The 12,711-nt window shown below is 39.2% G+C and carries 15 protein-coding genes; 12 read left to right on the top strand and 3 right to left on the bottom strand.

What is annotated here, in order from left to right:
• A partial coding sequence (locus FPQ13_RS13650) for a hypothetical protein (protein WP_222103149.1) occupies positions 1–181 on the bottom strand: 181 nt, incomplete at its 3' end.
• A 129-nt stretch (positions 182–310) separates the two neighbouring features.
• Between FPQ13_RS13650 and FPQ13_RS07910 the strand changes: the two genes are divergently transcribed.
• The 7 genes from FPQ13_RS07910 to FPQ13_RS07940 all read left to right on the top strand — a co-directional run bounded on the left by FPQ13_RS07910 (position 311) and on the right by FPQ13_RS07940 (position 5,825).
• The gene (locus tag FPQ13_RS07910; protein WP_144088807.1) at positions 311–1,006 is read left to right on the top strand and encodes a GntR family transcriptional regulator; all 696 of its coding nucleotides are present in this window, start codon (positions 311–313) and stop codon (positions 1,004–1,006) included.
• 1 nt (position 1,007) lies between these two features.
• Positions 1,008–1,691: a DUF2848 family protein gene (locus FPQ13_RS07915; protein WP_144088808.1), complete on the top strand. Its 684-nt coding sequence runs from the start codon at positions 1,008–1,010 to the stop codon at positions 1,689–1,691.
• A 6-nt stretch (positions 1,692–1,697) separates the two neighbouring features.
• A complete protein-coding gene (locus FPQ13_RS07920) occupies positions 1,698–2,483 on the top strand; it encodes a carbon-nitrogen family hydrolase (protein ID WP_144088809.1) in 786 nt (261 codons plus the stop codon).
• A gap of 33 nt (positions 2,484–2,516) precedes the next feature.
• Positions 2,517–2,861 carry a cupin domain-containing protein gene (locus FPQ13_RS07925; protein WP_144088810.1) on the top strand — a complete coding sequence of 115 codons (345 nt, stop codon included), beginning with the start codon at positions 2,517–2,519 and terminating at the stop codon, positions 2,859–2,861.
• Positions 2,862–3,022: 161 nt separating this feature from the next.
• Entirely contained in the window at positions 3,023–4,027 is a 1,005-nt protein-coding gene (locus tag FPQ13_RS07930; RefSeq protein WP_144088811.1) for a TRAP transporter substrate-binding protein, read from the top strand.
• A 62-nt stretch (positions 4,028–4,089) separates the two neighbouring features.
• Complete coding sequence (locus tag FPQ13_RS07935) at positions 4,090–4,551, top strand: TRAP transporter small permease (protein WP_144088812.1); 462 nt, start codon at positions 4,090–4,092, stop codon at positions 4,549–4,551.
• Entirely contained in the window at positions 4,548–5,825 is a 1,278-nt protein-coding gene (locus FPQ13_RS07940; protein WP_144088813.1) for a TRAP transporter large permease, read from the top strand. The genes FPQ13_RS07935 and FPQ13_RS07940 overlap by 4 nt, the downstream gene beginning before the upstream one ends.
• A 57-nt stretch (positions 5,826–5,882) precedes the next feature.
• Here the strand turns inward: FPQ13_RS07940 and FPQ13_RS07945 are convergent, their stop codons facing one another.
• Positions 5,883–6,125, bottom strand: coding sequence for a hypothetical protein (locus FPQ13_RS07945; RefSeq protein ID WP_144088814.1), 243 nt, complete (start codon positions 6,123–6,125; stop codon positions 5,883–5,885).
• 110 nt (positions 6,126–6,235) lie between these two features.
• Between FPQ13_RS07945 and FPQ13_RS07950 the strand changes: the two genes are divergently transcribed.
• The 5 genes from FPQ13_RS07950 to FPQ13_RS07970 all read left to right on the top strand — a co-directional run bounded on the left by FPQ13_RS07950 (position 6,236) and on the right by FPQ13_RS07970 (position 11,845).
• On the top strand, positions 6,236–7,834 hold the full coding sequence (locus tag FPQ13_RS07950; RefSeq protein ID WP_144088815.1) for an ATP-binding protein: 1,599 nt from the start codon (positions 6,236–6,238) through the stop codon (positions 7,832–7,834).
• 1 nt (position 7,835) lies between these two features.
• On the top strand, positions 7,836–8,507 hold the full coding sequence (locus FPQ13_RS07955; protein WP_144088816.1) for a response regulator: 672 nt from the start codon (positions 7,836–7,838) through the stop codon (positions 8,505–8,507).
• Between the two features lie 201 nt (positions 8,508–8,708).
• Complete coding sequence (locus FPQ13_RS07960) at positions 8,709–9,770, top strand: tripartite tricarboxylate transporter substrate binding protein (RefSeq protein WP_144088817.1); 1,062 nt, start codon at positions 8,709–8,711, stop codon at positions 9,768–9,770.
• A gap of 110 nt (positions 9,771–9,880) precedes the next feature.
• Entirely contained in the window at positions 9,881–10,339 is a 459-nt protein-coding gene (locus FPQ13_RS07965; protein ID WP_144088818.1) for a tripartite tricarboxylate transporter TctB family protein, read from the top strand.
• A gap of 12 nt (positions 10,340–10,351) precedes the next feature.
• Positions 10,352–11,845: a tripartite tricarboxylate transporter permease gene (locus tag FPQ13_RS07970; RefSeq protein ID WP_144088819.1), complete on the top strand. Its 1,494-nt coding sequence runs from the start codon at positions 10,352–10,354 to the stop codon at positions 11,843–11,845.
• Positions 11,846–12,148: 303 nt separating this feature from the next.
• Here the strand turns inward: FPQ13_RS07970 and FPQ13_RS07975 are convergent, their stop codons facing one another.
• Positions 12,149–12,631, bottom strand: a complete 483-nt coding sequence (locus tag FPQ13_RS07975) for a GNAT family N-acetyltransferase (protein WP_144088820.1) — start codon at positions 12,629–12,631, stop codon at positions 12,149–12,151.
• Positions 12,632–12,711: the final 80 nt, after the last annotated feature.

A 12,711-nucleotide genomic window follows, 5' to 3' on the forward strand; every position in this document is an offset into this window, starting at 1 on the left:
AAGCGCTCTCAACAACGGAAGCATGAGAAAAAGAATCTCTTCCGTATTCGACAAGCCCTCTCAACGACGGAAGCACGAGAAATGGACCGTCTTCCGTACTCGATAGAGGTCCCCCCAACAAAATCACTAAAAATAATCCAAAATCCATCCCTAAAAAATTTTGACCAAATAAGTTTGACAATTTAGAAGTCTCTCACTTATACTGTATACATAATACAGTGCACACAAAAAGTTATTTTTAGTCTCATCATGAAAGCGTTTTAACAACAAGAAGTTATTCTTATTTAACTATTAACTCGGAGTGAAACTATTGGAACCCATCGCCAGAAGGAAAACGACAAAAGAAATTGTATATGACCAGCTCAAACGATCTATTCTCAGTGGGGAGTTAGAGCCAAATGAAACGATGACAGAAACTTCTTTGGCTGAATCATTACATATCTCCCGTACACCTGTTAGGGAAGCGGTAGGTGATTTGACGAAAGAAGGGCTACTCATCCAAATCCCAAGAAAAGGTTTTAAAGTTCGACGGATCGATGAGGATGATATGGAACAAATTCTTTATTTGAGAATATCGATCGAAATGAGAAGCGTGAAAATGCTGGTCGACCATATTACCGATGAAGAATTAGAGAAGCTAGATGCATTGGTTGATGAACAAAAAGTAGCGATTCAAAATAATGATCGAATTCGTTATATCGAACTGGACCAAATGCTACATCGCCATTTGCTTAAACTTTCGAATCAAAATATATTGGAGCAAATTTTGCAGGAGCTCTATAATCTAACCCGGCTTATTGGACATGCGGCCATTTCTAAAGAAGGACGGATGGAAGAGGTCATCCAAGAGCATCGAGACATAATTAATGCATTGCGTGAAAGAGATGAAGAAAAAGCTGCAGATTTAATGAGACATCACTTATTGACAACAGCATCTTCTGTCAAAAAACAACGCGAACAATTGAAAAACAACAATGGAAATAGCGATTCAATAGGAGGTCTTTAAGATGTCTAAAGCAATTTACCAACTCGAGGTAGCAGGAGAAACGAAACAGTTAGCCATTCATAAAGCTTTCTGTATCGGTTACACAGGACGAAGCAAAGAAAACACTTATGCTCATATTAAAGAGCTTGCTGAAATTGGTATTCCTGAACCGAAGGAAGTACCAATGCTTTACCCAGTTAGCGGCAATACTATTTTTCAAAATGAAACAATGGAAGTCGTTGGTAAGGAAACAAGCGGAGAAGCAGAAGTCGTTCTTATTTTCGGTGATTCTTCGGATGAAGTTTACGTAACCGTTGGAAGTGACCACACTGACCGAGGGTTAGAAACAGTTGATATCAATAAATCAAAGCAAGTCTGTGGGAAACCATTTGCAACAAAAGCATGGAAGCTTCAAGATGTTCTCGATCATTGGGATGAACTGGAATTGACTTCACAAGTATACTTGGATGGCGAATGGGTTGATTACCAAAAAGATTCCTTGAAAGCCATTATGCCTTATGAAGAGATCGTTCAATATATTGATAAAGTAGAAGCGCCAAAGAAAAACAGTATCTTCTTTTCAGGAACTGTGCAATTAAAAGATGGCTTTAAATACGGAACAGCTTTCCGGATGACATTTAGAGACCCTGTCAAAAATGACGAAATCTCATCAGAATACGACATCATCAATATTGAAAGGGAGTAAATAACAATGAAATTCGCGATTTATCAAATGGAAGTTGTTGCGGGTAACCCGGAGAAAAATAGAGAAAAGGTCCAGCAGTGGGTGAAAGAGTTAGCGCTAGGCGAAAAGCCTGATACAATCGTTCTACCGGAATTGTGGACGACCTCTTACACGTTGGAACAGCTTCAAGATGTTGCCGACGATGCAGGAGAGCCAACTCGTTCCTTCTTAAGTGAACTGGCAAAAGAGTATGACGTCAATATTGTCGGAGGCTCTGTAGCCAATAAAGTTGATGGAAAAGTGTACAACACAAGCTTCGTTTTCAACCGTGAAGGTAAGCTTGTGCACGAATATAGCAAAATTCACTTAGTGCCAATGTTAAACGAACCACTTTATCTAAGTGGGGGCCAAGAAAAGGTCAAAACCTTTGAGCTAGAAGGAGTCAAAATGGGCGTCATCATTTGTTACGATCTTCGCTTTCCTGAATTAGCTCGCCAACTAGCTTTGGACGGTGCCCAAGTGTTGTTCGTCGTCGCAGAGTGGCCGACACCAAGAAGAAGACATTGGACGAGCTTGCAAGTTGCAAGAGCCATTGAAAATCAGATGTATGTTGTTTCATCTAATAATATCGGATCATTGAATGGTGTTGAATACGCCGGAGCATCAATGATTATTGATCCATGGGGAGATGTATTGGCACAAGGATCTGATAATGAGGAAGAAATACTTACAGGATCGTTGAATCCAGATAGAGTATTGGAAGTCAGAAAAGAAGTACCGATTTTCGATAGTCGAGTGCCACATCTTTACTGAGTTAAAAGAAATAATTTTTGGGGAGGTGATGGAATGAGCCGGCCATCAGTGGAGTTCACAGATTACCACCAATTTAAAAGAGAAAAAATTGATGGCAAGGTCGATGGACTATACCAACGAATGATTGCTCAAGATGACCAAGGTAGAGATTTAGTGAGAATCATGGAATTTGAACCTGGTACGGATACTACGCCAAATGGAGTACAGTCGCACGATTACTGGGAGGAAGTCTTCATTATAGACGGTTCATTCATTGATTTGACATTGAACAAAGAATTCACCGCAGGGATGGTAGCATCAAGGCCTCCAGGGATGAAACACGGACCTTGGAAATCACCGAGCGGCTGTACAATGTATGAAGTCAGATACTATAAATAATTTCTAGAAGATTTTTAACAAAATAGTAAGAAAAATGAGTTTATTTAAAAAGATAGTGTTAAATAATGCCCTAAATAAAATAGATAGCGCCTCGGAAAGATATCAAAATCCTTGAAGGACAGGGTGGTTGTAAATTAAATATAGAGAAAAGGAGTTTTAAAATGAAGAAGAAATTTTTATTCAGTGCATCACTCATTTTATTAATGGTAACGCTTGCAGCATGTGGAGGTTCTGACTCAGAAGGATCTGGTGATTCAGGAGATTCACAAAGTTTAAAATTAGCACATACAGGATCTGAATCTCACCAATATCATTTAGCTGCAGAAAAGTTCAAGGAGTTAGTTGAAGAAAAAACAGATGGTGAAATTACAGTTGAAATTCACCCGAACGCGACGTTAGGTAGTGAAGGGGAAGCAGTCGAGCAAGTTATGGATGGTTCCATCGATATGACTACGGTTGCGCCAGATAGTAACTTTTCAAACACGGTACCTGAAATGAACGTTTTCGGTATTCCGTACTTATTCGAAGATCGTGACCATGCATACAGCACATTAGATGGCGAAATCGGTGACGAATTACTCGCTTTATCTGAAGAACACAACATGAAAGGTCTTGGCTGGTGGGAAATCGGCTTTAGACATTTGACGAACAATAAAAATGAAGTCGTAACACCAGAAGATGCTGAAGGATTACAAATTCGTGTACAGCCTTCTCCAGTTTGGGAAGAGCACATGAAAGCAATCGGTGCGAGCCCAACTCCAGTTGATTTTAATGAATTATACTCTGCACTTGACCAAGGAGTTGTTGATGGACAAGAAAACCCATTGCCAACTATTGATTCAATGAAGTTTTATGAAGTGCAAAAATATGTTTCTTTGACAGGACATACGTATAACCCAGCAATTACTGTAATGAACTTGGATCTATGGAATGAATTAAGTGAAGAACATCAGCAAGCGATTCAAGAAGCAACAGATGAAACAACGGATTATCACAGAGACTTGCTAGCTAGCAAAGAAGAAGAGATTCTTCAAATGCTTGAAGACGAAGGTGTAACGATTACTGAGCCAGACCGTGAAGCGTTCAAAGAAGCAACAAGTGATGTGAAAAATACGGTTGAAGAAGTTCCTCAAGACTTAATCGAAAAGATTGAAAACAATAAGTAATTGGATTACCCGGGAGCGATACTCTCTCCTGGGTATTCTACTTTGAAGTGAAGGTGATACGTATGACTGCTTTAAAAAGCCTAGATAACTTTATCGGAAAATTACTTGAGGTAGTGATTACACTTTGCTTAGGGTCAGTGGTCATCATTACCTTCTTACAAGTAATCTTTCGATATGTTTTAGGTCAACCTTTAACATGGTCGCAGGAAGCTTTAATGATTGCGTTCGTCTACAGCATTCTTTTTGGAGCGGCTTTGGCCATTCGCAATGGAGAACATTTAAAGGTTGATTTATTCGAGAAAGTTCCGAAAAGCATCAATATTGTTTTGAAAAGCATTGAATTTATCATTGTCGGGGTATTAATTGTCGTTCTGTTTCTTTATGGTACTGAATTGGTGCAAAATAATTTGAAATCAGGGCAGACGATGAGCATGCTGCCAGTGAAAATGGCGTATGTCTATATGGCACTGCCGATCAGCTCAGTATTCATGGCATACTATCATGTTAGGAAGGTGTTCACATGATATGGTTAATTGGAGTACTATTCGTACTCATACTACTTGGAACACCAATTGCCTTTGCGCTAGGTTCGGTCACCATTCTTGGTATCGTATTATCTGACGCAGATCTATTAATTAATGTTCCAAGACAAATATTCGGAGGCATTAATAATTTCACTTTAGTTGCTGTACCGCTCTTTATTTTAGCGGGAGAGCTGATGACACAAGGTGGGATTTCGAAACGTCTCATTAATTTTTCGAAAACATTGGTCGGTCCACTACCAGGTGGTTTGGCGATGGTCGTTATCTTGGCGAGTATGTTCTTTTCGGCCTTAACAGGTACAGCGATTGCTGCAGCAGCGGCAATTGGTGGTATGATGATTCCTGCGATGGACAGAGAAGGCTATGACAAACGATTTTCTGCCAGTATTGTTGCGACATCTTCAACAATTGGTCCAATTATTCCGCCGAGTATCGTATTGATTCTGTACGGAGTCATTGCCAGTGTATCCATTGGTGACCTATTTATTGCTGGGGTACTTCCTGGTATTTTAATGGGACTTGGATTAATGATTTACAGCTATTTCGTCGGTAAAAAAGAAGGGTATCGTGCGAGTGATCGTCGTGCGACATTTAAAGAAATCATCGTCGGCGCGAAAGATGCTGTTTTGGCATTAGTTATGCCAATCATCATTATTGGTGGTATCGTTAGTGGAGTCTTTACAGCAACTGAATCAGGTGTAATTGCCGTTGTCTATGCCATCCTGATTGGTATGTTTGTTTATAAAGAAATCACAATCAAAGACTTTTGGCCAATTTTACTCCAAACGGCTAAAACGACAGCGACGATTATTTTCTTAATCGGAACAGCTTCTTTATTTATCTGGTTCTTATCATTTAATTCGATTCCGAACCAGTTGTTGGATATGCTCGGACCGGTAGCAGATAATCCGATTCTGTTGCTCTTATTGATTAACGTTATTCTGTTGATTGCGGGTACATTTATCGATACGATTAGTGCCGTTTCTATTTTTACGCCATTATTTTTGCCATTGGCATTAGCGGCGGGCGTTGATCCAATCCATTTCGGAATTATTTTATCCGTGAACTTAACGATTGGAATGGTGACACCACCACTTGGCGTTTGCTTGTTTGTTACATCTTCCATTGCGAAAATTACAGTACCGAAGATGTTCAAATATTTATTCCCTCAAGTCGGTGTACTCATTTTAGTATTGATTATTGTCACGTATATCCCAGAATTGATTTTATTCCCTGTTGAATTGTTTGTAGATTAAGAGAAGACCCTTGAATGATATACGGATGTCCGTGTGTTGTTCGAGGGTTTTTTGAATCTAATTAACGACTTGAATACTCTCAAAAGCTGCAACGAATCCTGTCATTATAGCTATAATCAAAACTAATAGACTTAACCCGACTCGTTGATCTTTCCAATAAGTAAAGGAAACGATCAACAGGAAGAACATACCTACTATGTAATAAAGGAAAGAAGGGATCTGTAACTGGTCATTAAACAAACGAATTAAAAATAACACTAAAAGAATACCCGCGAAAAGTTTCGTTAAGTTTTGTGTCATTTGTCGTCACCTCTTCCGAAAAAATCAATTTCAAAATATTAAAAGCTTACTAACATTTGCAGGCTCACCATGTTAATCTATTGATAATAGATTAAGGAAGGAACAAGACTATGGCAAGTAAATTTTCATTGCAAACAAAAATTATGACGATGCTCATTACCCTTTTGTTTATCGTTACTTTTTCATTAACGGCTATCAATTCATACATAGAATACAATCAGATTAAAGATCATATGGGGCAACGGGCGCTTGATGTAGCTACTTCCATCTCATTAATGCCGGAAGTAATCAAAGCTTTTGATGATCAAAATCCGACAGAAACAATCCAACCAATTGTGGAAGATATCCGGAAGCGAATTGGCTCTGAGTTTATTGTTGTCGGTGATGCTGAAAGTACTCGAATTGCTCACCCTGAAACACATAAAATCGGTAAAAAGATGGTCGGTGGGGATAACGACAAAGCGCTAGTTCATGGTGAATACTATAAATCAGAAGCAGTCGGTTCACTAGGTCCTTCTTTAAGAGGAAAAGCGCCAATCATCAATCAAGACGGACAAATTATCGGAATCGTCTCAGTCGGTTTTATGATCGAAGATATTAAAGGAAAGATTTTCGACCGATTGAATGACTTGTTTTTATTTTCCTTGCTCGTACTATTAATCGGAGCAATTGGCGGGATATTCCTTGCTAGGAGCATTCGAAAAGATATATTAGGGCTTGAGCCGCGTGAAATCGTCAGTCTATATCGAGACCGAAAAGCCGTTTTACGCTCGGTGAAAGAAGGGATTATCGCAGTTGATCAAAATGGAATGATTACGCTTTTGAATCATTCAGCGAGAAAGATGCTCGGCCTCGATGAACGTGCCAAATATAAACATATTGAAGAAGTCTTACCGAATACAAAAATGCAAGAAGTCTTACGAAGTGGAGAACCACACATTGATGAAGAAATTATTTTGAGAGACCGGCATGTAATCGTCAACCGGATTCCGTTACATGATAATGGCGAGACGGTAGGTGTTGTAGCTAGTTTCCGAGATAAAACGGAGATGCAGCAAATGATCAATGCACTATCTGAAGTGAAAAGTTACTCGGAAGATCTACGTGCACAAACACATGAATTTACGAATAAACTGTATGTTTTGTCGGGGTTATTACAACTCGGTCATTATCAAGAAGCAATTGATTTAATTCAAGAGGAATCTTATTTCTACCAACAACAAACAAAAAGCTTATTTGAACACATTAAAGATGAACCTGTACAAGCGATTTTACTCGGGAAACTTGGAAAAGCTTCAGAGAAAAAGATTGAATTCACTGTGGACGAGAATAGTCAGCTTGATCAATTGCCCGAGCATTTGACGACATCGAAGCTAACGACCATTTTAGGTAACTTATTTGATAATGCGATGGATGCTGTTCAAGCGCAAGAAGATCGTCAGGTTACGTTTTTTGCGACAGACCTTGGGAAGGATATCATTTTCGAAGTCAGTGACAACGGTCCAGGTATTCCAGAAGATAAGCAAACGGATATCTTTTCAAGAGGATTCTCGACAAAAGAGAAAAACAGAGGTTTTGGGTTGCCAATTGTCGAAGAAGTAGTCGCGGATTTACAAGGTACGATTAGTTTTGATACCGATTCACACGGAACTGTGTTTACTGTTTATTTACCGAAAATTTTAAGTGATCAACAAAGCGAGGTGGGTTAATGTGTTACGGATTGGAATAGCTGAAGATGATTTCCGGGTCGCTTCGATTCATGAAGGATTTTTATCTAAAATGAACGACGTGAAGATCATATTCAAAGAATTAAATGCAGAAGATACGATGAAGAAAATCAAATCCGTAGAGATTGACTTATTGTTATTGGATATTTATATGCCTGATCGCCTCGGGACGGAATTGATTAATGACATTCGGAAGATTAAACCAGAGCTTGGCATTATCATGATTAGTGCAGCCACTGAAAAAGAAGTCGTGAAGCAAGCACTTCAATTAGGTGTGTTTGATTATATTATAAAGCCTGTTACAATGGATCGGTTTATTGAAACGATTGAAAAGTATCGAAAGTTTCAATTGGAATTAGGGAAAAAGGAAGAAGTCGATCAAACGTTTCTCGATCAGTATTTTGGCTTCCAATCAAAAAGCGAACTGAAAGAAGATACACCAAAAGGAATCGATCCCTTGAGCCTGCAAAAGGTGAACAAAATTCTAAAAGAAGAAAAAGGGATTACAGCAGAAGAAATGGGGAAGCGAATGGGAGCGTCGAGAACGACTGCAAGAAGATATTTGGAGTATTTGATTTCGATTGGTGAATGCTACGCAGAATTGGAATACGGAATTGTCGGTCGACCAGAAAGACGTTATTACTCAAATAACTAATTATTAGATATATGAAACTTACCTCAACCAGTTGTTCGGGTTGGGGATTTTTTATGTCTTCCGTGAACAAAATGAACAAAAACAACTTAATAGATTTAATTTTACTTATAATGAAAACGGTTACAACCAGAAAACTCAGTGCTAATATAACCAATAGTGAACATTTTGTGAATTTAACAAAAATTATTAGGGGGTAAAAGCATGAAGAAGTTTTTAGCAATTTTATTATTTGTATTCTTGCTTGGTTTTCTAGCTGCTTGTGGCGGCGAGGATAATGAAGAATCTCAAAATGATTCAGATAGTAATGAGGAAAATACGGAAGAAAGCTCGGAAGGTAGTGCAGAAGGTGGCGAATGGACACCTGAGCAAAACATTGAAATGGTTGCACCAGCAGGAGCAGGCGGTGGATGGGATACGACTGCACGTATGGCTGCAAAGGTATTGAATGAAGAAGGAATTATTGAAGAAAGCATTGGGGTTGTGAACAAAGAAGGTGCTGGAGGAGCTATTGGTTGGTCATACATTGCAAACCAAGAAGGAAATCCACATAGCTTATTCGTATCATCGTCTCCAATCTTATTAGTACCATTAAGCGGTCAATCCGATCATGGGCACGAAGACTTCACACCAATTGCAAACGTCATTGCTGACTATGGTGCATTCGCTGTACGTGAAGATGCTGAATGGGAAAATTTAAGTGAGTTATTTGAACAAATGAAAGAAGATCCTTCTAGCGTAACGGTTGTAGGAACGTCATCACCAGGAAGTATGGACCATATCCAGTTTGTTCGCTTTGCAAAAGCAGCGGGTGTTGATATTACGAAAATTAAGTACGTATCTGCTCCAGACGCGGGAGGAATCACTCAAGTTCTTAACGGAAGTGCTGACGTCTTCTCAACGGGTGTCGGGGAAGTAGTTGAACAAGCGAGAGCTGGCGAAATTCGCGTACTTGCCGTAACTTCTGAAGAGAGACTTGAAGGAGAAACTCTATCTGAGTTCCCGACGGCGAAAGAGCAAGGAATTGATGAGAAGTTCATTAACTGGCGTGGCTTCTTTGGACCTGCAGGTATGACGGAAGAGCAAGTAGCATACTATGAGCAGAAGTTCAAAGAGTTAAGTGAATCCGACGCATTCGCTGAAATTCGTACGAACTACGGCTGGAATGAAATGTTCATGGGCAGCGAAGAATACAAAAACTTCTTAGATGAAGAAAAAGAGAACTTAAAAGGATTATTGGAAGAGCTAGATTTATTGAATGAATAATAGATTTCAATAACAATTATTTATGATCCTATGAAGTCAGCAGGGGGTTCCCTGTTGACTTCTGATTGTTTATTTATGTGAAGTTTAATGTGTGAGGGGAGGCGAATCCTATGTTGAAAAACGTGAACCAACGGGTAGCGATCGTATTGGCAGTCCTATCAGCTTTTTATCTCGTCTTGAGTTATCAATTACCGACGTATCCATATATTCCTGTGGATGCCGATGGTGTCCCAAAAGCACTTGGCTGGTTATTGCTAGCTTTATCTGTAGGTTTATTTTTCTCTAAAGATCGGGATTCCGAAGAACAAAAAGCAAAAAGACACATTCCGAAAAAAGATGTGATTAGTTTGTTGGTCGTTTTCTTATTGGTCTTTTTGTATATTACGTTTTTTGAATCACTCGGATTTATTTTAGCGACGGTATTATTTGTATTTAGTAGTACATGGTATTTAGGCTATAAAAAACATATGGTAAATGCGATTGTTTCTATATTATTTCCAATTATTTTATATAGTATTTTCGTTTATATGCTTCAAATCCGATTGCCAGCAGGAATCTTACCATTTTAAAGGAGGGATATAATGGGAGCGCTTGAGGGAATTGCGACTGGTTTTCAAGTCGCATTGAGTTTAGAAGGAATTATGTTTGTTTTAATTGGTGTGTTTGTCGGTACGTTCATTGGAATGTTGCCAGGCTTAGGGCCAATTAGTGCGATAGCCATTATGATCCCGATTACTTATGGGATGGATCCGACGATGGCATTAGTCATGATGGCAGGTGTCTACTATGGTGCTGTTTTTGGTGGTTCAACATCATCTATTCTATTAAATGCACCAGGTATTTCCGGGACAGTGGCATCAGCATTTGATGGTTATCCGATGGCCCAACAAGGAAAAGCAGGGAAGGCATTAGCCATTGCTGCGTTATCTTCTTTCGTTGGTGGAACGATCAGTGTTGTTTTATTAATGATCTTTGCACCAATGCTTGCAAGTGTGGCGATTTCATTTGGTCCTCCGGCTTATTTTGCTTTGATGCTATTAGGTTTATCAGCGATCGCAAGTTTATCAGAAGGTTCAACGATTAAAGCGATGATTTCAGCTGTTGTCGGGTTTATGATTGCAACGATTGGAATCGACCCACAAACAGGAACAGCGCGATTTAATTTTGGTAGTGCAAATTTATTGGATGGAATCGACTTTCTCGTCATCGCATTAGGTTTATTTGCGATCGCCGAAGTTTGTTACTTGATTATGAATCGAGCTAAGAAATCTGTTGGTACAGCAAAAGAAATTGGAAGCCTTCGTTTGAGTAAAAATGATATGAAAGAGATGAGTGGTCCAGTAGGCAGACAATCCTTTTTAGGGTTCATCCTAGGTATTTTACCAGGTGCTGGAGCAACGATTGCATCATTCATCAGTTATATCACTGAGAAGAAAATTGCGAAAAACCCAGATGAATTCGGAAAAGGCTCTGTTAAAGGACTGGCTGCACCTGAAGCATCAAATAACGCAGCGACGAGCGGGGCATTCGTTCCATTACTTAGTTTAGGTATTCCAGGCTCAGGAACGACGGCAGTCATGCTCGGTGCTTTTCTCGTGCTTGGTCTACAACCAGGACCGATGATGATGACGGATCGCCCGGAAGTATTTTGGGGCATTATCGCGAGTATGTATATCGGTAATATTTTTCTATTAATCTTAAACTTACCGTTAATTCCGTATATCGCAAGGCTGTTGACGATCCCACGACCGATGTTGATTTCATTGGTTATCATGTTTAGCTTTATCGGTGTCTATGCAATCAGCTTTAGTGTCTTCGACTTGTATCTATTATTAGCTTTCGGTGTACTTGGGCTGTTAATGCGGATGTTTGCATTCCCTGCACCACCATTTATTCTTGCATTTATCCTTGGTGGCATGATGGAACAATCATTCAGACAGTCGATGACTATTTCTGGTGGAAATATTTCCATCTTTTTTGAGAATAACATCTCACTCGTATTGATTATCCTGTCCGTACTATCTTTCATATTCCCAATCATTAAAACGATTCGGACGAAGAAGAAAGAAGCTTAAACGGATTCGACGAGTGGGAGTGATTAATCGACGGCTCGCGTTCAAAATTCGATGTCTAGCAGTGTTAATTCGACGGCTTCTGCACAAAAATCGATGTCTCGCACGCAAAATCCAATGGCTAGTCTCGAGTAATCAGTGTCTATTGATGAGGAATCCGGTAAGTTCGGAACATCATAACTAAACATATGAGAAAAATGAATACGTACAATAATGATCCCGGTAATATATAGAATTTCGCGCCGAAATTAGAGTATATTACCGGGGTTATTTATATGCATTATAATGCCAACGAACGAATTTTACCTATAAATACTTCCTCATCCGAATCGTGTGCAAGTCATAGTCGAAAAATTGTTCAACATACCTTTCGACTTCAATAAATTCTTTTCTTTTATAAAATCGTTTTGCAGCTTCATTTTCTTCTTCGACTTCAAGCGTAATCGTTCGTATCCCATCGAGTTGTTTTATCCCCTTTTCCAATAGCTTACTTCCTACTCCTTTATTTTGAACAGTAGGGAGAAGGTAGATTGCTGCCAGTAATGAATCCCCGTTTTCATCTACAGGGGTAAAGTGAGCGTATCCAATGACATTCTCCTCGTCAGTAGCAACGAAAATGATACTATTCTCTAACTTTTTCTTTAGCATCGGTTTGCTGTAAGCCTTTTCTAAAAAAACATTCCGAACCTTTTTTGGAATGATTCCTTCATATGTATCATGCCAACTCATATGTGCAACATGCTGGACATCTTGTATATCCTTTTTTTCCATTAAACGAATTGTAGTCATCACGGTCCCTCCAGGTTAAATCATGGTTAATCGTTAGTATACAAAAATACAACCAAAAAAGAAACGAACTGTTCTTTCTT

This window comes from Allobacillus salarius (assembly GCF_007559425.1).
In the GTDB taxonomy this organism is placed as follows: domain Bacteria; phylum Bacillota; class Bacilli; order Bacillales; family Alkalibacillaceae; genus Allobacillus; species Allobacillus salarius.